At 61.7% G+C, this 20,455-nt stretch carries 21 protein-coding genes and 1 riboswitch; of the genes, 16 read left to right on the top strand and 5 right to left on the bottom strand.

Going from position 1 to position 20,455, the window contains the following annotated elements:
- Nucleotides 1–167 precede the first annotated feature (167 nt).
- The 14 genes from E8K79_RS03935 (at nucleotide 168) to gltX (ending at nucleotide 13,690) form a co-directional block, all read left to right on the top strand.
- Nucleotides 168–548, top strand: coding sequence for a hypothetical protein (locus E8K79_RS03935; RefSeq protein WP_136513565.1), 381 nt, complete (start codon nucleotides 168–170; stop codon nucleotides 546–548).
- A 116-nt stretch (nucleotides 549–664) separates the two neighbouring features.
- A complete protein-coding gene (locus E8K79_RS03930) occupies nucleotides 665–1,699 on the top strand; it encodes a DHH family phosphoesterase (RefSeq protein WP_281276040.1) in 1,035 nt (344 codons plus the stop codon).
- 53 nt (nucleotides 1,700–1,752) lie between these two features.
- Nucleotides 1,753–2,889 (top strand): aminotransferase class V-fold PLP-dependent enzyme, encoded by a 1,137-nt coding sequence (locus E8K79_RS03925; protein WP_136513564.1) that lies wholly within the window; start codon nucleotides 1,753–1,755, stop codon nucleotides 2,887–2,889.
- A gap of 197 nt (nucleotides 2,890–3,086) precedes the next feature.
- Entirely contained in the window at nucleotides 3,087–4,406 is a 1,320-nt protein-coding gene (locus tag E8K79_RS03920) for a PhoH family protein (protein WP_136513563.1), read from the top strand.
- 68 nt (nucleotides 4,407–4,474) lie between these two features.
- A complete protein-coding gene (tsaD, locus tag E8K79_RS03915) occupies nucleotides 4,475–5,503 on the top strand; it encodes a tRNA (adenosine(37)-N6)-threonylcarbamoyltransferase complex transferase subunit TsaD (RefSeq protein WP_136513562.1) in 1,029 nt (342 codons plus the stop codon).
- A complete protein-coding gene (gene rsmA, locus E8K79_RS03910; protein WP_198419767.1) occupies nucleotides 5,500–6,333 on the top strand; it encodes a 16S rRNA (adenine(1518)-N(6)/adenine(1519)-N(6))-dimethyltransferase RsmA in 834 nt (277 codons plus the stop codon). The genes tsaD and rsmA overlap by 4 nt, the downstream gene beginning before the upstream one ends.
- 59 nt (nucleotides 6,334–6,392) lie before the next feature.
- Nucleotides 6,393–7,745, top strand: coding sequence for a UDP-glucose dehydrogenase family protein (locus E8K79_RS03905; protein ID WP_136513560.1), 1,353 nt, complete (start codon nucleotides 6,393–6,395; stop codon nucleotides 7,743–7,745).
- A gap of 155 nt (nucleotides 7,746–7,900) precedes the next feature.
- Complete coding sequence (locus tag E8K79_RS03900) at nucleotides 7,901–8,836, top strand: UDP-glucuronic acid decarboxylase family protein (RefSeq protein WP_136513559.1); 936 nt, start codon at nucleotides 7,901–7,903, stop codon at nucleotides 8,834–8,836.
- Nucleotides 8,837–8,842: 6 nt separating this feature from the next.
- Nucleotides 8,843–9,262: an FtsB family cell division protein gene (locus E8K79_RS21445; protein ID WP_246043708.1), complete on the top strand. Its 420-nt coding sequence runs from the start codon at nucleotides 8,843–8,845 to the stop codon at nucleotides 9,260–9,262.
- A gap of 48 nt (nucleotides 9,263–9,310) precedes the next feature.
- A complete protein-coding gene (locus E8K79_RS21220) occupies nucleotides 9,311–9,481 on the top strand; it encodes a hypothetical protein (RefSeq protein WP_135869675.1) in 171 nt (56 codons plus the stop codon).
- The gene (argS, locus tag E8K79_RS03885) at nucleotides 9,478–11,142 is read left to right on the top strand and encodes an arginine--tRNA ligase (protein WP_136513558.1); all 1,665 of its coding nucleotides are present in this window, start codon (nucleotides 9,478–9,480) and stop codon (nucleotides 11,140–11,142) included. The genes E8K79_RS21220 and argS overlap by 4 nt, the downstream gene beginning before the upstream one ends.
- Nucleotides 11,143–11,152: 10 nt before the next feature.
- The gene (locus E8K79_RS03880) at nucleotides 11,153–11,938 is read left to right on the top strand and encodes an SPOR domain-containing protein (RefSeq protein ID WP_136513557.1); all 786 of its coding nucleotides are present in this window, start codon (nucleotides 11,153–11,155) and stop codon (nucleotides 11,936–11,938) included.
- An 83-nt stretch (nucleotides 11,939–12,021) separates the two neighbouring features.
- A complete protein-coding gene (locus tag E8K79_RS03875; protein WP_136513556.1) occupies nucleotides 12,022–12,210 on the top strand; it encodes a DNA gyrase inhibitor YacG in 189 nt (62 codons plus the stop codon).
- Between the two features lie 73 nt (nucleotides 12,211–12,283).
- Nucleotides 12,284–13,690: a glutamate--tRNA ligase gene (gltX, locus tag E8K79_RS03870; protein ID WP_136513555.1), complete on the top strand. Its 1,407-nt coding sequence runs from the start codon at nucleotides 12,284–12,286 to the stop codon at nucleotides 13,688–13,690.
- Between the two features lie 150 nt (nucleotides 13,691–13,840).
- Here gltX and E8K79_RS03865 read toward each other — a convergent pair whose 3' ends face one another.
- Nucleotides 13,841–14,011 carry a DUF362 domain-containing protein gene (locus E8K79_RS03865; protein WP_135869680.1) on the bottom strand — a complete coding sequence of 57 codons (171 nt, stop codon included), beginning with the start codon at nucleotides 14,009–14,011 and terminating at the stop codon, nucleotides 13,841–13,843.
- A 229-nt stretch (nucleotides 14,012–14,240) separates the two neighbouring features.
- Here E8K79_RS03865 and E8K79_RS03860 point away from each other — a divergent pair, with 229 nt between their 5' ends.
- A complete protein-coding gene (locus E8K79_RS03860) occupies nucleotides 14,241–15,506 on the top strand; it encodes an acetate kinase (RefSeq protein ID WP_135869681.1) in 1,266 nt (421 codons plus the stop codon).
- Between the two features lie 125 nt (nucleotides 15,507–15,631).
- Here E8K79_RS03860 and pta read toward each other — a convergent pair whose 3' ends face one another.
- From pta to E8K79_RS03840, 4 genes are all read right to left on the bottom strand, one after another.
- Nucleotides 15,632–16,633, bottom strand: coding sequence for a phosphate acetyltransferase (gene pta / locus E8K79_RS03855; RefSeq protein WP_135869682.1), 1,002 nt, complete (start codon nucleotides 16,631–16,633; stop codon nucleotides 15,632–15,634).
- Between the two features lie 90 nt (nucleotides 16,634–16,723).
- The gene (gene mog, locus E8K79_RS03850) at nucleotides 16,724–17,221 is read right to left on the bottom strand and encodes a molybdopterin adenylyltransferase (RefSeq protein ID WP_136513554.1); all 498 of its coding nucleotides are present in this window, start codon (nucleotides 17,219–17,221) and stop codon (nucleotides 16,724–16,726) included.
- A gap of 32 nt (nucleotides 17,222–17,253) precedes the next feature.
- Nucleotides 17,254–17,730: a cyclic pyranopterin monophosphate synthase MoaC gene (gene moaC / locus E8K79_RS03845; RefSeq protein ID WP_136513553.1), complete on the bottom strand. Its 477-nt coding sequence runs from the start codon at nucleotides 17,728–17,730 to the stop codon at nucleotides 17,254–17,256.
- A 1-nt stretch (nucleotide 17,731) separates the two neighbouring features.
- Nucleotides 17,732–18,943, bottom strand: coding sequence for a molybdopterin molybdotransferase MoeA (locus E8K79_RS03840; protein WP_136513552.1), 1,212 nt, complete (start codon nucleotides 18,941–18,943; stop codon nucleotides 17,732–17,734).
- Nucleotides 18,944–19,010: 67 nt separating this feature from the next.
- Nucleotides 19,011–19,132: riboswitch (molybdenum cofactor riboswitch) on the bottom strand.
- Nucleotides 19,133–19,465: 333 nt separating this feature from the next.
- Here E8K79_RS03840 and moaA point away from each other — a divergent pair.
- The gene (moaA, locus tag E8K79_RS03835; RefSeq protein ID WP_136513551.1) at nucleotides 19,466–20,446 is read left to right on the top strand and encodes a GTP 3',8-cyclase MoaA; all 981 of its coding nucleotides are present in this window, start codon (nucleotides 19,466–19,468) and stop codon (nucleotides 20,444–20,446) included.
- Nucleotides 20,447–20,455: the final 9 nt, after the last annotated feature.

Genomic DNA, 20,455 nt, shown 5'->3' with positions numbered 1-20,455 from the left:
ATTAAGACTAATGGGGCCCTTTTATCCATGAGGGTGCCTGTGTGGCTGTTTGTGCGGATTTGTGAGCAGAAACAGCGCCTTGACGATGAAGTGGTTCCGGTAGTGCGCTGTTGGCCCTCTTATTGCAGAATGTCGGACATTTCGTACACCTGGAGTAAGGGGATTATATGAAGAGCCTGAAGCGCCTTGTTGTCCTAGTTTTCGCCCTCGTTTTTCTTGCCACTCCCTGTCTCGCAGAAGATAACGCCATGAAGACCGTGTTCGAGGACGCCCTTTACGGCGGTCTCGCCGGCAGCCTGGTCGGCGCCGCACTCATGGCCTTCACCAAAAAGCCTGCAGATCACATCCAGAATATAGGCATAGGCGCCGGCGTCGGCGTCCTCGTCGGGGCAAGCTACGGCGCTTTCGCCGCGACGAAATCGCTCGCCGAGTACGAAAACGGCAAGGTCAAGTTCTCCATGCCCACGATCATCCCTGAGTTTAAGGAAGGCAATGGCCGCCAGACCAACCTTTGCGCAATGGCGGAACTGTTGCGCGGCAAGTTCTAAACCGTTTCACTCTCAGTTGTCTATGGGGAGGCTTATGCCTCCCTTTTTTTATTTTTGCACCAGTATCATCACTGGGATAAACTACACGGGTTTGCAGCTCTTTCAGGGGGTGCCCTTTGCCGGAGAACGAAACCCGTCCCGATCTTTTGTCCTACACCGACTCCATGCTCACCTGGGTGAGCGGGCGCGGACGCATCCTCATCGTCGTACACGACAACCCCGACCCCGATTCGCTCGCCTCGGCCATGGCGCTGCGCCACCTCTTTGCGGTGCGGCTGAACCGCGAGGCGGTGATCGCCTTCTCCGGGATGATCGGCCGCAGCGAAAACCTCGCCATGGCGAAACTGCTGCAGATACCGCTCACCCCGTTTCCGCTCATCGATCTGAAGGCCTTCCAGGTCATCTGCCTCCTGGACACGCAGCCGGGTACCGGTAACAACTCGCTTCCCCCCGAGGTGCGCGCCGACATCGTCATCGACCATCATCCCATGCGCGACTACAGCACCTCCTGCCGCTGGGTCGACATCCGTCCACACTACGGGACCACGGCGACCATCCTCTACGAGTACCTGAAAGTACAGGGGGTGTCGCTCGGGACGAAGCTTGCCACCGCTCTTTTTTACGCGATAAAGTCCGAGACCCAGGACCTCGGGCGCGAGGCGACGCGCCCGGACCGCGACGCCTACCTGGTGCTCTTCCCGCTCGCCAACAAGACGCTTTTGAACAGCATCACCCGGCCGAACCTCCCCAGGGAGTACTTCATCGCGCTGCATAGCGCCCTCGAACATGCCCAGCTCTACGGCGACGTGCTGGTCGCCTCCCTCGACGGGGTGCTCTTCCCGGAGGTCGTCTCCGAACTGGCCGATCTGCTCGTACGTCTGGAGGGGACCGAAACCGTCCTCTGTCTCGGGCATTACAGCAACGAGTTGGTCCTCTCCATCAGGACCACCAGCGAGGAGATCAACGCCGGGGAGCTGATCAGGAAGCTCGTGGCCGGCATCGGCACGGCAGGCGGCCACGGCATGATGGCCGGGGGGAAGGTGGATGACGTCACGTCAGCACGGGTCCCCGAACTAGAGCGTGAACTGACGCGCAGGTTCCTGAACGAACTAGGCCTCACCGACCAGAATCCATTAGCGTTAGTCCCGTAAACCTTTCATGAAACGGGTTGCCAAAGCCCCGTTAAAATGCTAGTAAATACGGTATGTCCGTATTCCTAGATAACGCAGCGACTTCATTCCCGAAACCCGATGCCGTATACCAGGCGATGGACGCGGCCATGCGGGATGTGGGAGTGGCCCCCGGGCGGGGAGGTTACCGCCAGTCGCTTGCTGCGGCACGTATCGTCTTCGAAGCACGCTCCGCCCTGGCCCGCTTTTTCGGGGTACCGGACTCATCCCGCCTCATCTTCACCCACAGCGCCACCGAATCAATCAATATAGCGGTGTTTGGCCTTTTGAAGCCTGGCGACCATGTGGTTTCGACCTGCGTCGAGCACAACGCGCTGGCGCGTCCGCTGCACCTGGCGAAAAAGCGCGGCGTCGAGGTGACTTTCGTCCCCTCAGATCCATGCGGTATCGTTTCGGAGCGTGACATAGCGCGTGCCATGCGCCCGGATACCCGGCTGGTGGCGCTTGCGCACTGCTCCAACGTGACCGGCGCGGTGCAACCCGTCGCGGAGATCGCCGAGGTCGCACGCATCGGAGGCGCGCTCTTCCTGGTCGATGCCGCGCAGAGCGCCGGTTTCTTTCCCATCGATGTGGAATCGATCGGCATAGATCTGCTCGCCGCACCTGGGCACAAGGGACTTTACGGGCCTCCCGGGACCGGCATCCTCGCCGTCGGCGCGGGAGTAAACCTTGAGCCGCTGCAGGTAGGGGGGACGGGGGGGAGTGCCAGCACTCCGGAGCCGCCCGAGCAGATGCCCGAGCGCCTGGAGAGTGGCACCATCAACACGCCGGCCATCGCCGGGCTGAAGGCCGGGGTGGAATTCATCGAGGCGACCGGTCTCGAGGTGATTCGCGCCAAGGAGAGCGCCCTGGTCGAGCAACTGCTGGAAGGGCTTCGCGGCATGGCTGGTGTGCGGCTGTACGGACCGTTGCAGGGGGAGCGCGGCGCCGCGATCTCCTTCAACGCCGAGGGGCATGATCCCGCTTCGCTCGGTTTCTTGCTCGACTCAACCTACGATATCAGCGTAAGGGTCGGGCTGCACTGCGCGCCGGACGTGCACCGCAGCATCGGCAGCTATCCGGAGGGCACGGTGCGGGTGAGCCCAGGGTTCTTCAATAGCGAAACCGATATAGACTATTTTCTTAGGGCGCTGCGTGAGATAATATCATGAGAAAAATGCCCCGGGAGTGAGTGGGACAGGCACCTTGGGAGCCAGTCCCTTTGGGGCGAGCAGCAGGTGTAGAGCAAACCAATAAGTAAGCCGGCCCAGGAGCCGTGGAAGGGGATATTACGAAAAGTTCAGCTTTGTTGGCCAGGGATGAGGAAGCGTTCGATAATTCAGCAGGCAGCAGCGTACAGGGAGTGGATATGAAGAAAATCTATGTTCTCGACACCAACGTGCTTCTGTACGACCCGCAAGCTCTCACCAGGTTCGAAGACAACTCCATCATCATCCCGATCACGGTGATCGAGGAGATCGACCGCTTTAAAAAGGACATGAACGAGACCGGCCGCAACGCTCGCCACGTCTCCCGCCTCATGGACGCCTTCAGGAAGGAGGGGTCGCTCTCCCAGGGGATCGCGCTTGAGAGCGGCGGCACCCTGAGGATCGAGATCTACGAAGAGAAGGTGATGAAGCGCCTTCCTCCCGAGTTGCGCGAGGAGCGCGGTGACAACCGCATCCTTGCCGTGGCCGTCGACCTGATGGAAAGCCAGAAGGATATGCCGGTCATCCTGGTCACCAAGGACACCAACCTGCGCATCAAGGCGGATGCGCTTGGTCTCAACGCCGAGGATTACGAGTCCGACAAGGTCGCCATCGAGGATCTGTACAACGGTTCCGCCACCCTCGAGGTGGGGGGCGAGGTGATCGACCGCTTCTACAGCCAGGGATGGCTGGAGCTGGAGGGAGATCACTACCCGAACCAGTACCTGCTCCTTAACGAGAAGGGTAACGCACAGCACACCGCCGTTGGCCGTTACGATGCCGCCTCGCGCCGCATGGTGCCGCTCGTGAAACTCGACAAGGAAGGGGTCTGGAGCGTATTCCCGCGCAACCTTGAGCAGTCCTTCGCCCTCGACGCGCTTTTGGACGACAACGTAAAGATCGTCACCCTGGTCGGCAAGGCTGGCACCGGCAAGACCCTTCTCGCCATCGCGGCCGGCCTGCAAAAAACCGCCGAGGAGAACGTCTACACGCGCCTTTTGGTATCCCGCCCGGTCTTTCCGATGGGGCGCGACTTGGGCTTTCTCCCGGGCGACATCGAGGAGAAGCTCACCCCCTGGATGCAGCCGATATTCGACAACGTCGAACTGCTTCTCACCGGGCACGAGGGGGAGAAGCGGCACAGCAAGGGGTACAAGGAACTCATGGCGATGGGGATCCTCGACATCGAGCCGCTCACCTACATCAGGGGACGTTCGATTCCGAACCAGTACATGATCGTCGACGAGGCGCAGAACCTGACCCCGCACGAGATCAAGACCATCGTGACCCGCGCCGGTGAAGGAACGAAGATCATCCTGACCGGCGACCCGTACCAGATCGACAACCCCTACGTGGATGCCGAAAGTAACGGCCTCACCTACGTGGTCGAACGCCTGAAGGAACAGTCGATCTCCAGCCACATCACCATGACCAAGGGTGAGCGCAGCGAGCTCGCGGAACTGGCGGCGAACCTTTTGTAAGACAGCTAACCACCCGGAATCAGGAGACCAAAAAGGGGGCACGCTTCAGTGCCCTCTCTTATTTTTCTATGCTTATTCTTTCCCTGGAATCTTCATGTGACGAGACGGCGGCTGCCGTCGTCAAGGACGGCAGGACCGTCCTTTCCAGCATCGTCGCCTCCCAGATCAGCGTCCACGCCGAATACGGCGGCGTCGTCCCGGAAATAGCGTCCCGGCAGCACCTGGAGGCGGTTTCGGTGGTCATCGAGGAGGCGCTCCGTGAGGCCGGGGTGGGGCTCGCCGAGATCGAAGGGGTCGCGGTGACCCAGGGGCCCGGACTTGCCGGCGCCCTTTTGGTTGGCATCGCCGCCGCCAAGGGACTCGCCTTCGGGCGCGGCATCCCGCTCGTCGGGGTGAACCACATCGAGGGGCACCTCCTTGCCGTCTTCCTTGAGCAGCCGGTCGAGTTTCCCTTCCTGGCCCTTGCCGTTTCCGGCGGGCATTCGCACCTGTACCGCGTGGACGGCGTCGGGCGCTATAAGACGCTCGGCCAGACCGTGGACGACGCGGCCGGTGAGGCCTTCGACAAGGTGGCTAAACTGATTGGTCTTCCGTACCCGGGGGGCGTCGCCATCGACAGGCTCGCCGCCACCGGGAACCCAGAGGCGATCAAGTTCCCGCGCCCGCTTCTGCACGACGGCACCTTCAACTTCAGCTTCTCGGGGCTAAAGACCGCGGTGCTCACCCACGTGAGTCGGCACCCCGAGGCCAAAGGGGCGGGGATCAACGACCTCGCCGCTTCGTTCCAGGAGGCGGTCTGTGACGTCCTGACGAAGAAAACGGCCGCTGCGGTGGCGGCAACCGGCATCAAACGTCTCGTTGTCGCCGGGGGCGTCGCCTGCAACAGCGGTCTGCGCCGCTCCATGGCGCGTTTCGCAGAAAAGGCCGGCGTGGAACTCTCGATCCCCGCGCCCAAGCTTTGCGCCGACAACGCCGCCATGATCGCGGTGCCCGGTGACTACTACTTGTCCAACGGGATCACCAGCGGCTTCGACCTCGACGCCCTCCCGGTCTGGCCGCTCGACAAGCTCGCGGCGCGTTTCAAGGGAGGGGCATGATGGAGAAGCGGATCAAGGCTAAAAAGGAGTTCGGTCAGAACTTCCTCATCGACGACAACGTCCTTTCCCGTATCGTCTCGTGTGTCGCGCCGACTCCCGAGGACTGCATCCTCGAGGTCGGGCCGGGGCGGGGGGCACTATCGCGGCTTCTCGTGGCGAGCGGCGCGCGCTTCGTCGCGGTTGAGTGGGACCGCGAGCTCATCCCCCTTTTGAACGCGGAATTCGCCGATAATGACCGGGTCGAGATCGGCCATGGCGACATCCTCAGGGTGGACCTGCGCCAGATCCTTACCAGCCGCGTCCCTGGCCGGAAGTGGAAGGTGGCGGCAAACCTGCCCTACAACATATCCTCGCAGGTTCTTTTCAAGTTCATGGAGGAGTGTGATCTCTTCGAGGGGCTCGTGCTCATGCTGCAGAAGGAGGTGGGTGACCGCCTTACCGCCCCCCCGGGATGCAAGGAGTACGGCGCACTCACCGTACTTTTGCGGCTGCACTTCGATATCCGCCGCGAGTTCATCGTGAAACCCGGCTCTTTCCGCCCGATCCCGAAGGTCGATTCCGCCGTGCTCTCCTTCACGCCGCTAGCTGCGCCGCGTGTCGAGGTAGGGGACGAGGAACTCTTCAGACGGGTGGTGAAGGGGGCCTTCATCCAGCGCAGAAAGACACTTTTGAACTCGCTACGCTCTGCCGGTTTCGACGAAGCCGACGGGGCGCTCACCGCTGCACTTGCCGTCTGTTCTATCGACGGGAAGAGGCGCGGCGAGACCCTCACGCTGGAGGAGTTCGCGGCGCTTTCCAGGGCGCTTTCGGCTGGGAAAACCTCTGGCTAAGCACCAATGAGTGTGCTATATAAGAACGCTAATCTTAACCCCGAGGAGGAGTTAACCTCATGAAGATATGTGTCATCGGTTCCGGTTATGTTGGCCTTGTCGCCGGCACCTGTTTTGCGGAGAGCGGTAACGACGTCATCTGTGTCGACGTCGACGAACAGAAGATCGAAGGACTGAAGCGCGGCATCATCCCGATCTACGAGCCTGGGCTCAAGGAGATGGTGCTCAGAAACCGCGAAGAGGGTCGCCTTAACTTCACCACCGACCTCGACGCCGCGGTGAAGGAGTCCCTGGTCTGCTTCATCGCCGTGGGGACCCCGCCGGGTGCCGACGGTTCCGCCGACCTGCAGTACGTCCTCGCCGTTGCCCGCAACATCGGGCGCTCCATGGAGAGCTTCAAGATCATCGTCGACAAGTCGACGGTACCGGTCGGCACCGCCGACAAGGTGCGCGCCGCCGTCGTCGAGGAGCTTGCCCTGCGCGGCACCCACATCGAGTTCGACGTCGTCTCCAACCCCGAGTTCCTTAAAGAAGGTGCGGCCATCGACGATTTTATGAAGCCGGACCGCGTCGTCATCGGTACCGATAACGTGCGTACCGCCGAGATCATGAAAGAGCTGTACTCCGCCTTCATGCGCAAGTCCAACCGCATGCTGGTGATGGACATCAGAAGCGCCGAGATGACCAAGTACGCCGCGAACGCGATGCTGGCGACCCGCATCACCTTCATGAACCAGGTGGCCAACCTCTGCGAGCTGATGGGTGCCGACGTCATGGCGGTGCGCGAGGGGATCGGCTCCGATTCGCGCATCGGCTACGACTTCCTTTTCCCCGGCGTCGGTTACGGCGGCTCCTGCTTCCCGAAGGACGTGAAGGCGCTGGTCAGGACCGCTGACGAGTGCAAGTACGACTTCGTGCTGTTGAAGGCGGTCGAGGAGGCCAACGAGCGTCAAAAGCGCATCCTTTCCGACAAGATCGAGCGCAGGCTCGGGCAGGGTGGGGCGAAGCCGCTTGCCGGCAAGAGCTTTGCCGTCTGGGGGCTCTCCTTCAAGCCGCGCACCGACGACATGCGTGAGGCGCCGTCGCTCACCATTATCAACCGTCTTCTCGAACTCGGTGCCACGGTGCAGGCGCACGACCCCGAGGCCCTCAATGAGGCGAAGAAGCACTTCGGCGACCGGATCGGGTATCACATGAACCAGTACGAGCCGCTCAAGGGGGCCGACGGCCTGGTCATCATCACCGAGTGGAACGAGTACAGAAATCCCGACTTCGACAGGATCAAGAAGCTCCTGGTCAATCCGGTCATCTTCGACGGCAGGAACCTGTACCAGCCGGAACGTATGCGCGAGATCGGTTTCGAGTATCTCCCCATCGGCAGAAACGGCGCGGCCGTCTGCGAGATGGAGTAACTTAACGGCCGTTCAACGTTCTGCGTTCAACGTTCAACATGTACTTTGGTAACCGCGCCTTTTCCCCGCGGCATGTTCGTTAACTCGAAAGTCAGGAAAAAGCTGCAATTGAGGTATAAAGCCCGTTGAACGTTGAACGGCCTCTGAGAGGTTCTATGCGCGTCTTGGTCACCGGCGGTGCCGGTTTTATCGGATCACATCTTTGCGAGAGGCTCCTCAAGGAGGGACACGAGGTCATCTGCCTCGATAACTTCTTCACCGGGAGTAAGCGCAACATCGTGCACCTCTTGGACCACAACGACTTCGAACTGGTCCGCCACGACGTGACCGAACCGATCCTCCTCGAGGTGGACCGGATCTACAACCTCGCTTGCCCCGCCTCGCCGATCCACTACCAGTACAACCCGGTGAAGACGATCAAGACAAGCGTGATGGGCGCCATCAACATGCTCGGCATCGCCAAGCGGGTGCGCGCCAGGATCCTGCAGGCATCGACCTCGGAGGTGTACGGTGACCCCCAGGTGCACCCGCAGACCGAGGCGTACTGGGGCAACGTCAACACGCTCGGGATCAGGAGCTGCTACGACGAGGGAAAGCGCGTCGCCGAGACGCTCATGATGGATTACCACCGCCAGAACCACGTCGACATCAGGATCATCCGGATATTCAACACCTACGGACCGAAGATGGCCGAGAACGACGGGCGGGTGGTCTCGAACTTCATCCTCCAGGCGCTCAGGGGCGAGGACATCACCGTCTACGGCGAGGGTGCGCAGACGCGCTCCTTCTGCTACGTCTCCGATCTTGTCGAGGGGATGATACGCATGATGGAAACCCCGGGCTTTACCGGTCCGGTGAACCTCGGAAACCCCGCGGAAACGACCATCCTTGAGTTCGCGAAAAAGATCATCACCCTGACTGGGTCCTCATCGCGCATCGTCTATCGCCCGCTGCCGGCGGACGACCCGAAACAGCGTCAGCCCGACATCACGCTCGCGAAACAGATGCTCGGCTGGGAACCCAGGGTGTGCGTCGACGACGGGCTCAAACAGACCATCGACTACTTCCGCTCGGTCCTCACCACGGCATAGGAACGCATGCAGAAAAGTTTATTTCTCGCACCTGCAGCAGTGATCATCTTCATCCTCTACTTCACCGTCTTCGGTGACCGGGGACTTCTGCGCATCAACCACCTGCACCGTGACCTCGACGACATGCAGAAGCACCTGACCGAGCTGAAAGAGGAAAACGACAAGCTCAAGCGCGAGATCGCGGCGCTGCAGTCGGACCGGCGCTACCTGGAAAGCATCGCGCGGCGCGATTTCGGCCTCGTGCGCGGCAACGAGGTGATCTACCAGTTCCCGGGGGGTAAAGGGGGCAACGGTGCTGCGGCTCAACCCGTTCCGGCACCTGCCCAACAGCAGCCCGCGGCGGCTGCGCCCGCCGGCACCAAGGAAGGCGCGCATGCGGCACCTGCGCCACCGGCCGCGGCACCGAAGGCAAAGTCCGGTAAGTAAGGCGGGTAGGGACGTAAGGCCGCCCGACAAGGGCGAAAGGGGAAGACGATGATTCAGGCAGGAAAACAGCATTGCGTGGTCTGCGCCTGGCGCGAACACTGCTCCAAGAAATTCTGCGTGGCCGACGGCGGCGCCCGCTGCCCCGACTTCACGCGAGACGTTACGATAAAGGCCGTGCCCGACACGGAACAGGAAAAGGAAAGGGAGGAGAAGATATGAAGGAGCAGCTGCGCGCATGCATCCTGAAGGGAATCGAGGGGTGTTTCGCCGACGGCACGCTCACCTCTGGCGTTTTCCCGGCCATCAGCGTGGAGAAACCGGCGCACGCCGAGCACGGAGATTTTGCAACCAACGTCGCCATGCAGATGGCCAAGCAGGAGCGCAAGGCGCCCCGCGCCGTCGCCGAGGTGCTGGTCAAAAAACTCGCCGAGGCCTCGGACCTGATCGAGTCGGTCGAGATCGCGGGACCCGGTTTCATCAACTTCTTCATCAAAGACGCCGCCTGGAGAAAGATCCTGAGCGACATCGACCGGGCCGGTGACCAGTACGGCAAGAGCCGCGTCGGCGCGGGCAAGAAGGTCCAGGTCGAGTTCGTGAGCGCGAACCCCACCGGCCCCCTGCACATAGGGCACGGCCGCGGCGCCGCGACCGGCGACGCCGTCGCATCGCTTCTGTGCGCGGCAGGCTTTAACGTGCAGCGCGAGTATTACATCAACGACGCCGGCAACCAGATGAACACCTTAGGCCTCTCCGGGCTTCTGCGCTACAAGGAGCTCCTGGGCGAGAAGATCGACTTCCCGGAGAACTGCTACCAGGGAGACTACATCAAGGACATCGCCCGCGACGCCATCACGAAGCACGGCGACCGTTTTCTGAACACGCCCCAGGAAGAGGGAGTCGCCTTCTTCGCCAAGATGGGTGGCGACCTGATCCTGAAGGGGATCGACCAGGACCTCCAGGACTTCGGCATCCGTTTCGATAACTGGTTCTCGGAGCAGTCGCTCTTCGACGAGGGGAAGGTCCCCACGGCGATCGCCGAGATGCAGGAGAAGGGGCACATCTACGAGCAGGACGGCGCGCTCTGGTTCAAGACCACCGAGTTCGGTGACGACAAGGACCGCGTCGTGGTCAGAAGTAACGGCGTAACCACCTACTTCGCCTCCGACATCGCCTACCACCGCGACAAGTTCGCGCGCGGCTTCGACTGGGTCATCGACGTATGGGGAGCGGACCACCATGGCTACGTGCCGAGGCTCAAAAGCGTGGTGCAGGGGCTCGGCAGGAAGGCCGACGACTTAGGCATCATCCTCGTGCAGCTCGTTTCCCTGCTGCGCGACGGTCAGCCGGTCGCCATGTCCACCAGAAGCGGTGAGTTCGTGACCTTGAAAGAGGTCGTCGACGAGGTCGGGTGCGACGCGGCACGCTTCTTCTTCCTCATGCGCCGCTCGGACAGCCAGCTCGATTTCGACCTCGAGCTCGCCAAGCGCCAGAGCAACGACAACCCGGTGTACTACGTGCAGTACGCCCACGCGCGCATCAGGAGCATCTTCGAAACGGCGAAAGAGCGCGGCGTGGCGCCCTGTTTCGACAACGTGCGCCTGGAGCTTTTGCAGACCGCCGACGACATGAGCCTCATCAAGAAACTCTCCCTCTACCCTGAGATCCTCGAGGGGGCCGCGGTGAACTTCGAGCCGCACCGGATCACCTACTACCTGCAGGATCTGGCCGGAGAGTTCCATAGTTTCTACAACAAGAGCCGTGTCATCACCCCCGAAGAGCCGGAACTGACCCAGGCGCGCCTGTTCCTCTTGCACTGCGTCGCCATCACGCTGAAAAACGCGCTGACGGTACTGGGGATATCCGCCCCCGAGAGGATGTAGGAGGGGTCCCATGCGGCTTGACTACAGCGAAAAGATGACGGCGGTCCGGGACAGCGCGGAGAGAAACCGCCCCGTGCAGAAGAACCGCCCCCGGCGGGAGCCGATCGGCGGCTTCCTGCTGGTCGCCTTGGTGCTGCTGGTCATAGGGTACGGGGCCGGGGTACTCACAGGATGGTTCCTCTTCCACGGGAAAAACCCGCAGGCAGCAGTTCCGCCCGTCGCCCAGCAGACGAAGGCGCAGGCCGCAGCCCAGGCGTCACAGCCCGCGGGAGTCGTCCCCGGTCAGCCGGGCCAGCAAGCCCAGCCCGCGCCGGATGTGCCGCTTACCTTCTACAAGACGCTCCCCTCTGGGGGCAAGGGTGCCATTGGGAGCGGCATCAACACGAAGCTTCCCGAGGTGCTGCCGAAGTCTGCGCCTGCCACGCCACAGGCGGCGGCACCGGAGCAGAAGGCGCCCCAGAGCGCTGCCCCCGCAGGCAAGGGAGGGGACGCAAAGCCTGCGGAAAGGGCTTCCGCACCAGCCGCCGAAAAACAGGCGGAGAAGCAGGCGGGAGACGAGAAGCAGGCCGCCGAGCCCCGCTACCTCGTCCAGGTGGCGTCGTACAAGGACAAGCAGGAGGCCGAGTCGGTGCGTGCGAAGCTCGCCGCGAAAGGGGTCGCCGCCTATGTCGTCGAGTCCAAGCTGAAGGACAAGGGGGTCTGGTACCGGATCAGGGTGGGCAAGCACCTATCCAAACAGGAGGCCCAGCAATTGGCCGGCAAGGTGGGTAGCGGCGCGGCCGTTGTCACCGAATAGCCTTTCGACGTACCAGATAGTTTCTGAACCTTTTACCTCCAGCTCCCCAGGGCGCTGGAGTTCTTCATTTGAGGACTAAGCCGATGTGCGCCGTAACAACCATCAAGTGTCCGCACTGCAGGAAGGAAACGGAGCTGACCGGAAATCCATACCGCCCGTTTTGCTCCGAGCGGTGCAAGATGATCGACCTCGGAACCTGGGCCAGCGAAGGTTACCGCATCCCGGGAGAGAAGGCGCCGGAGCATGACGACGGCGACGAGGACGAGAACTAGCAGATCCGCAGCCATTTGTGACACCCTATTTTATTGCAGCCATGCAATGATCAAAGCAGCAAAGGAGCCTTTCATGTCAGAAGTACGTCTCCGTTTCGCCCCGAGCCCGACCGGGTACCTTCATGTCGGAGGGGCGCGCACGGCGCTTTTCAACTGGCTTTTGGCCAGGAAGCAGCACGGCACCTTCGTCCTCAGGATCGAGGATACCGACGTCACCCGCTCCACCCAGGAATCGGTTGACGCCATCTTCGAAGGGATGAAGTGGCTGGGGCTGGACTGGGACGAGGGCCCCTTCTTCCAGTCCGACTGCTTCCCGGTTTACAAGGAGTACATCGACAGGCTCGTCGCCGAGGGGAAGGCCTACAAGTGCTACTGCACCGTGGAGGAACTGGAGGCCAAGCGCGAGAAGGCGCTCAAGGAAGGGGGCAAGCCGAAGTACGACGGCACCTGCCGCGATCTTCCGCCGCAGGAAGATGACGGCCGCCCCTACGTGATCCGCTTCAGGACCCCCAAGGAAGGGGTCACCTCCTGGGACGACCTGATCAAGGGGAAGATATCCTTCGAAAACGCCGAGCTCGATGACCTGATCATCCAGCGCACCGACGGCACCCCGACCTACAACTTCGTTGTGGTCGTCGACGACGTCACCATGAAGATGACCACCGTCATCCGTGGCGACGACCACGTGAACAACACGCCGCGCCAGATCCTCATCTACGAGGCCCTCGGTGCGCCGGTTCCGGTGTTCGCCCACGTGCCGATGATCCTCGGCGCCGACAAGGCGCGCCTATCCAAGCGCCACGGCGCTACCTCGGTCATGGCCTACCGCGACATGGGCTTTCTCCCCGAGGCGATGGTGAACTACCTGGTGCGCCTCGGCTGGAGCTACGGCGACGAGGAGATCTTCTCCCTCACCGACCTGATCGAGAAGTTCTCCATCGAGAACGTCGGCCGTTCCGCCGGTGTTTTCAACCCGGACAAGCTCCTGTGGCTGAACGCCCACTACATAAAGACCGGCGACCCGGTACGTCTGGCGGACCTGCTGATCCCGTTCCTTAAGGAGCGCGGCGTGGACCCGGCGCAGGGTGGACCCGACCTCGTGGCCGTGGTGAAGACCCTCCAGGAGCGCGCCAAGACCATGCTGGAACTTGCCGACGGCGCGCTCTTCTACTACAGGGACGAGCTCTCCTACGACGAGCAGGGTGTTGCGAAGGCGTTCAACGCCGACACCCCGGCACTGCTCAACGCGCTGGTGGAGAAGCTCGCGGCACTCCCCGCGCTCGACGCGACCCAGATCGAGCAGGCGTTCAAGGAGCTGATGGCCGAGAAGGGGATCAAGCTCGGACAGGTAGGTCCCGCCGTGCGCCTCTCCCTTTCCGGCAGCACCGCGTCCCCCGGCATCTACGAGATGATCGAGGTGCTAGGTCTTGCCGAGACCAAAAAACGCATAGAGCGCGCCATCTCGGTGCTCTGCCGCTAGTCGGCGAATAGAAAGGGCCGTAACAAGAAAGGAGGGTGCCCGCCGGGCACCCTCCTTTTCTTTTAAAGCAGGAGATAAAAGAAGGCCTGCAGCGGACGAGCCGGCTGCAGGCCATGGCATTACATGCTTCTTTGTGTGTGGCTAAGTGGCTTAGGCCGGGGAGATTGCGCTCACCGGGCAGGTGTCTACGCAAGCGCCGCAGTCGATGCAGGTATCCGCAGCGATGGTCCTTTTGTTGCCAGCCTCGCTAATGGCGTTAACCGGGCAGGAATCGTCGCAGGCGCCGCAGTTGATGCATTCGTCGCTGATGTTATGTGCCAAAGTGTTCACCTCCTCTACCTAGGGTAAAAAGTCAGGAGGAAACTAGCACAGCGATCGCAAAAAGTCCACCATAAAGCTGTAGACAATAAACTGCTAATCAGGAGAAAAATCTTGAACTGAGGACGACTCTACTGTATATATAAAAAAAGGTTTTATTTGTGACTTTTTTGCCCTAGAGGTTTGTACCTGGTTTCCATGGGCGAATTACACGTATGGGGGACGCTAACTGATGGATATATTGGCACTTAACTGCGGTAGTTCTTCGGTAAAATACCAGTTGTTTGACTGGGATAAAAAAGTGGTGGTAGCCAAGGGGATGGTGGAGCGCGTGGTGATCGGTGACTCCTTCATCCTGCATGAGGTCCCGGGGCGTGAAACCTACCGGGAAGACTCAGATTGTCCGGACCACAAGACCGCAGTTGACCTGATCCTCAGGACGCTTACCTCCCCTGAAAACGGGGTACTTAAAGACATCAAGCAGATCGCCGCAGTAGGCCACCGCGTGGTGCACGGCGGCGAGAAGTTCACCAAGTCCGTCCTCATCGACGATGAGGTGCTTGCCGCGGTGACCGAGGTGCAGCATCTGGCGCCGCTGCACAACCCGCCCAACATCGCCGGCATCGAGGGCGCCATGGCCGTCCTCCCCGGCGTTCCCCAGATTGCCATTTTCGATACGGCGTTTCATCAAACCATGCCCGAGCAGGCTTACCTCTATCCGCTTCCCTACGAGTGGTACGAGAAGTACGGCGTGAGGCGCTACGGCTTCCATGGGACCTCGCACCTCTACGTTTCCAAGCGCATCGCCGCGATCCTCGGCAAGCCCGCCAGCGAGTGTAACGTGATCACCATGCACATCGGCAACGGTGTGTCCCACTGTGCCATCAAAAATGGCGTCTCCGTGGACACGAGCATGGGGCTCACGCCGCTTGAAGGCGCCATGATGGGTACCCGCTGTGGTGACATCGACCCGGCTATCCCGGCGTTCATGATGCAGAAGGAGAACCTCTCCGCCAAGGAGATCGATTCCATCCTGAACAAGAAGAGTGGCGTCATCGGCATCACCGGGCGCTTCACCGACCGGCGCGACGTCATCGAAAACGCAAACGCCGGGGACCGTCTCTGTTCACTCGCCCTGGACATCGAGGCGTACCGCCTGAAGAAGTACATCGGCTCCTACATGGCCGTAGTCGGGAGGCTCGACGCCGTGGTGTTCACCGCCGGGGTAGGGGAGATGGGTGCGCCGATCAGGGCGCGGGCCCTGTCCGGGCTGGATCATTTGGGAATCGTCCTGGATCCCGAGAGAAACGCCTCCGCCATGACCAGGAAGCGCGAGACACTCATTACCACCGACGACTCGAGGGTGAAGGTGTACGTCATCCCGACCGACGAGGAGCTCGTCTTCACCGAGGATGTCGCGGCGATTCTGGATGGCACCTACACCGACCATATGAGCTTCGAGTACAGCTTCTCGAAGTCCGATTTCGTGAGGAAGTAGCGGCGCGGTCAGGCAAAGACAGTAAAAAGGCCGGCGGGATGATCTCCCGCCGGCCTTTTTTTTGTTTTTTAAACCAGCTGCTGCCAACCGGCGACTGGTCGGACTGGTCCGACTGCGGGCGGTTACTAGCCCTGCGCCTGCACCGCGGTGATCGCGGTTACATCGACGATGTCCTGCACGGAGCAACCGCGGGAGAGGTCGTTGACCGGTTTCGCGAGCCCCTGGATCACCGGCCCGATGGCCTTAGCGCCTGCCAAACGCTCAACGAGCTTGTACGCGATGTTGCCGGCATCGAGGTCGGGGAACACCAATACGTTGGCCTTCCCGGCGACACCGCTCCCCGGTGCTTTCTTAGCACCCACGGCAGGGATCAGGGCGGCGTCCGCCTGCAGTTCGCCGTCGACGGAGAGTTCCGGATCCATACCCTTGGCGATTTCCAGTGCTTTCAGCACCTTGTCGGCATCCGGGTGGCTTGCGCTTCCCTTGGTGGAGAAGGAGAGCATGGCGACGCGGGCCGGCACGTCGAGGAACGACTTGCAGTTCCTCGCGGTGGCAATGGCGATCTCGGCGAGGGCCTGGGCGTCGGGGTTAGGGTTCACCGCGCAGTCGGCGAAGAGGATCACGCCGTTTTCCCCGAAGTTGGGGGTCTGGGTGGCCATGAGGAAGAACGAGGAGACGGTCTTGATGCCGGGGGCGGGACCTACGGTCTGGAAGGCGGCACGGAGCACGTCGCCGGTGGTTCCGGTTGCACCGGCCACTTCGCCGTCGGCGTCTCCTTCACGCACCATCATGCCGGCAAAGTACAGGTTGTCGTCGGCGGTCAGCAACTGCTGGGCCTGCTGCGGGGTAAGGCCTTTCGCTTTCCTCAGTTCCACGAGTTTCCCGACGTAGGTGTCGAGCTTGGGAGAGGTGGCGGGATCCACGATCTCGACGCCGGAGAGGTTCACACCCTTGGCGGCCGCCGCCGCAAGCACTGCCTCGGGCTTTCCAAGTAGCACGATTTTCGCCAAACCCTGTTCCACGATCTGCTGGGCGGCGAAAAGCATCCTCTCGTCATAGCTCTCCGGCAAGACCACCGTCCTAAGGTTAGATTTTGCCTTCTCGTGAATCTGCTTTACCAACGGCATGTTTTCCCCTCCGTAAGTGTATTATAAAACCGTGTTAGGATATATAACCCAGCGTGAGGGATCGGTCAACAGAAAAGCCCGATTGCGGGGCTAGCCAGGCATGGGAGTGCCGCATTCCTCCGGGTCACCCTGCAGCTTGGCAACCGCGTGCGGCACCGCGGCCCAGACGAAGCTGATGTTCTCGGTGGCGCCCTTGGGGCTTCCGGGAAGGTTGATTATCAGGGTGTTTTTCCTGATGCCGGCGACGGCACGGGAGATGATGGCGTGCGGGGTCTTCTTGAGGCTTTCCATGCGCATGACCTCGCCAAAGCCCGGGAGGAGGCGGTCCACCACACGTTCGGTCGCCTCCGGGGTGACGTCGCGCGGGGAGACGCCGGTCCCGCCGGTAGTGAGGATCAAGTCGTAAGCGCCGCTGTCGGACCACTCAACGAGCTTCTCCGAGATGAGGGCGGCCTCGTCCGGGATCACTTCGGTGCAGGTGACGCTGACGCCGCGCTCTTCGAGCCAGCTCTTCAATGCCGGGCCGCTGCCGTCGGCGCGCTCCCCGGTAGAACAGCGATCGCTGAGGGTGAGGATGGCTGCTTTCATGCTGCTGATTCTCCTTTTTCTGGCCCGGCCGGCTACGCCTCGCGCTTGTAGACGCCGCTCTTGCCGCCTTCCTTATAGTGCAGCTTCACGTCGGAGATGACGATCCCCTTGTCGCTCCCCTTGCACATGTCGTACACGGTGAGAGCGGCGATCGTGGCCGCGGTCATCGCCTCCATTTCTACGCCGGTCCGCTCGAAGGCGCGCACCGTCGCCATGACGCCTATGGTCCCCTCGGTCTCGTTCACCTCGAACTCTATGGCCACGTGGTGGATGGCAAGCGGGTGGGAAAGGGGGATAAGGTCCGGGGTCTTCTTGGCTCCGGCGATGCCCGAGAGCCGCGCGACCCCCAGAACGTCACCCTTAGCCATCCTGCCGGAGACGATCGACTGCACCGTCTCGGGCTTTAGGGTCAATATGGCGCCCGCTACCGCGGTGCGCATGGTCGGGGTCTTCTGGCTCACGTCCACCATGATGGCGTTGCCTCTGGCGTCGAAATGGTTGAATGACATGCTATACCTCCAGTTCCAGGGTCGGGTCGAGCAGATGCAGGTCCACTTCCTCGCCGGCGGCAAATTCGGTCCGATCGGAGGGAAGCAGGGCGAGGGCGTTGCAGCGCAGCATGGTCTTCAATATGCCGGTGTTCTGGTCCCCGGAGGTGCTGGCCACGTAGTGGCCGTTTTCCAGGGTCACGTGCACGCGCAGGAAGTTAAGCTTCCCTGCCTTCTTGCGGGCACCCTCCTTGAGCACGCCGCTTACGGTGCGCCGGAATACCTTCTCGTGTCCCATCATCCGCAAAAGGGCAGGGCGGGCGAACTCTTCGAAGGTGATCATGGTGGAAACCGGGTTGCCGGGAAGCGAGAATACCGGAACGCTACCCTTCATGCCGAAGGCGGTCGGGCCGCCCGGCTTGATGCCCGGCTTCCAGAACTTCTCCTCCACGCCGAGCTCGGCTGAGACCTCGCGCACGAGATCCCTATCGCCCGCAGAGACACCGGCGGAGGTGATCAGGACGTCCGCCTTCAGCCCCTCGGCAAGAAGCGCCCGGTGGCTCTCCCGGTCGTCACGCGCGATTCCCAAGATCACGGGCTCAGCGCCGCAGAGCTTGATCGCGGTGGCGAGCGCGAGGGTGTTGCTGTTCACGATCTGGCTCGCGGTCGGTTCGGTGCCGACGTCGACGAGTTCGTCGCCGGTGGAGAGGATGGCGACACGCACCCTGCGGTACACCGGGACGAGCACCGCGGAGAACGACGCGAGAAGGCTCACCTGTGGCGGACCTATCAGCGTCCCTTTCGTGATGACGGTGTCACCGCTTGCGACATCCTCACCCTTGAAGCGGATATGGTCGTGTTTTTTAACCTTCTGCAGCAGCTTGACCGACTCAGCGGTCGCCTCGGTCTCCTCGATGGGCACCACGGCGTCGGCACCGGGGGGGATCGGGGCTCCGGTCATGATCCTCGCGGCACAGCCGGGTGCAATCGCCTCGTCTGAGCTTACGCCGGCGGGGATGTAATCGGTCACCTTGAGTACGGTGCCGATGGCGCAGTCCGCGCTTCTTACCGCGAACCCGTCCATGGCGGAGTTGTCCCAGCGCGGCATGTCCTTCGGGGCGACGTAATCCTCGGCAAGAACGCGCCCGGCGGCCTCGAGAAGAAGGACCTTTTCCACCCCGGCCGGTGTGACATGGTCAACGACCATCCGTCTGGCCTGCTCGTAGTTTGTCATCGTTACCTCGTCATGATTGATAAAGAAAAAAAGGCCCGATTCCCATGAAAGGAAAGGGCCCCCCTGCGCGCAAGCGGTGGCTTTCTCCTTTCCATAAGGGAGGCGGTGCCGTTTCCGGCAACACCCGTCGGCCGCGGCACCGTGGGGAAGCTCCCTTTAGACGACCGTGGCTCGGAGACAGATCTGCTTATTCTGGTTTCCATAGCATATTCCCAGGAAAATAAACAATTATTTTGCCTTAAGCGTCCGTCTCCATGGTATGGCTGGCTGCGCGGCGGAGGGTGGTAAGTGCATATCCTCGCATGCTTTTCTGCACGATACTCAAGGCGTCGGTATGTCTGTATACTTTTTCACGCCCTTTTTACTGGTGGGGCTTATCCCTCATTAAATGGGTTGATTTCCGTTCGACAAACAGAGTATGGTTTTGAACGTGTCCCCGCATTTGCACGGGGCGGACCCGATGTTGCACCGGGGCCCCGTGTCCGGGACGTTGCGCAAACAGCCAAAGCATCAAGGGAAAATATGTCGCTCATCGATACCTACGGCAGGCGCATCAACTACCTGCGTCTTTCTGTGACGGACCGCTGCAACCTGCGCTGCAGCTACTGCATGCCCGAAGAGGGGGTGGAGAAGCTCGGCCACTGCGATGTGCTCTCCTACGAGGATCTGCTCCGCATCTCGGCCGAGGCGGTCGCCGCCGGGATCGAGAAGATCCGGGTGACCGGCGGCGAGCCGCTGGTCCGAAAAGGGATCCTCGACTTCCTTGCGCGCATAGCCGCCCTCCCGGGGCTCAAGGAACTCGTGCTCACCACGAACGGCCTTCTTTTGAAGGAGATGGCACAGGGGCTCAAGGACGCCGGGGTGCAGCGCCTGAACATCAGCCTCGACTCGCTAAAACCCGAGACCTTCGCGGCGATCACCCGCGGCGGCGAGCTGCAGCGCGTACTGGACGGGATCGATGAGGCGGAGCGGGTCGGCTTCCCGCCGCACAAGATCAACGTGGTGGTGATGCGCGGGGTGAACGACGACGAGATTCTCGACTTCGCCGAGCTGACCCTGAAGCGCCCCTACGCGGTCCGTTTCATCGAGTACATGCCCACCTGCGGCGACGCCGATTGGCGCGACCTTACCGTCCCCGGCGCCGAGATAAGGGATCGCATCGCGCAGAGGTACACCATCGAGGAGGGTGGGAGCACCGAACGCTCCGGCCCCGCCAGGAACTTCCGGATCAAGGGGGCGCCCGGTTCCCTGGGGATCATCACCGCCATGACCGGGCACTTCTGCGAGGGGTGCAACCGGCTGCGGGTGACCGCCGCCGGGGTTGCCAAGGGATGCCTTTTCTCCGGCTCCGGCGTGGATCTGAAGCCGGTACTTGCCACGGGTGACCCCGAGCTTTTGCGCCAGGAGATCCAGCGCATCGTCGCGGCGAAGCCGGGGCGCCACGAGGTGACCGACGAGGGTGTCGAAACGAAACCATTTGCCATGTCCCGTGTCGGGGGCTAGCCACAAGGA

Origin of the sequence: Geomonas edaphica, from assembly GCF_004917075.1 — a bacterium.
Classification (GTDB): Bacteria; Desulfobacterota; Desulfuromonadia; order Geobacterales; family Geobacteraceae; genus Geomonas; species Geomonas edaphica.
This window is presented reverse-complemented; position numbering and strand designations above follow the sequence as displayed.

Coding starts and splice junctions, on each gene's coding strand:
- E8K79_RS03935 (WP_136513565.1), top strand. CDS start 168: ATGAAGAGCCTGAAGCGCCTTGTTGTCCTAGTTTTCGCCCTCGTTTTT.
- E8K79_RS03925 (WP_136513564.1), top strand. CDS start 1,753: ATGTCCGTATTCCTAGATAACGCAGCGACTTCATTCCCGAAACCCGAT.
- E8K79_RS03920 (WP_136513563.1), top strand. CDS start 3,087: ATGAAGAAAATCTATGTTCTCGACACCAACGTGCTTCTGTACGACCCG.
- tsaD (WP_136513562.1), top strand. CDS start 4,475: ATGCTTATTCTTTCCCTGGAATCTTCATGTGACGAGACGGCGGCTGCC.
- rsmA (WP_198419767.1), top strand. CDS start 5,500: ATGATGGAGAAGCGGATCAAGGCTAAAAAGGAGTTCGGTCAGAACTTC.
- E8K79_RS03905 (WP_136513560.1), top strand. CDS start 6,393: ATGAAGATATGTGTCATCGGTTCCGGTTATGTTGGCCTTGTCGCCGGC.
- E8K79_RS03900 (WP_136513559.1), top strand. CDS start 7,901: ATGCGCGTCTTGGTCACCGGCGGTGCCGGTTTTATCGGATCACATCTT.
- E8K79_RS21445 (WP_246043708.1), top strand. CDS start 8,843: ATGCAGAAAAGTTTATTTCTCGCACCTGCAGCAGTGATCATCTTCATC.
- E8K79_RS21220 (WP_135869675.1), top strand. CDS start 9,311: ATGATTCAGGCAGGAAAACAGCATTGCGTGGTCTGCGCCTGGCGCGAA.
- argS (WP_136513558.1), top strand. CDS start 9,478: ATGAAGGAGCAGCTGCGCGCATGCATCCTGAAGGGAATCGAGGGGTGT.
- E8K79_RS03880 (WP_136513557.1), top strand. CDS start 11,153: ATGCGGCTTGACTACAGCGAAAAGATGACGGCGGTCCGGGACAGCGCG.
- E8K79_RS03875 (WP_136513556.1), top strand. CDS start 12,022: ATGTGCGCCGTAACAACCATCAAGTGTCCGCACTGCAGGAAGGAAACG.
- gltX (WP_136513555.1), top strand. CDS start 12,284: ATGTCAGAAGTACGTCTCCGTTTCGCCCCGAGCCCGACCGGGTACCTT.
- E8K79_RS03860 (WP_135869681.1), top strand. CDS start 14,241: ATGGATATATTGGCACTTAACTGCGGTAGTTCTTCGGTAAAATACCAG.
- pta (WP_135869682.1), bottom strand. CDS start 16,633: ATGCCGTTGGTAAAGCAGATTCACGAGAAGGCAAAATCTAACCTTAGG.
- mog (WP_136513554.1), bottom strand. CDS start 17,221: ATGAAAGCAGCCATCCTCACCCTCAGCGATCGCTGTTCTACCGGGGAG.
- moaC (WP_136513553.1), bottom strand. CDS start 17,730: ATGTCATTCAACCATTTCGACGCCAGAGGCAACGCCATCATGGTGGAC.
- E8K79_RS03840 (WP_136513552.1), bottom strand. CDS start 18,943: ATGACAAACTACGAGCAGGCCAGACGGATGGTCGTTGACCATGTCACA.
- moaA (WP_136513551.1), top strand. CDS start 19,466: ATGTCGCTCATCGATACCTACGGCAGGCGCATCAACTACCTGCGTCTT.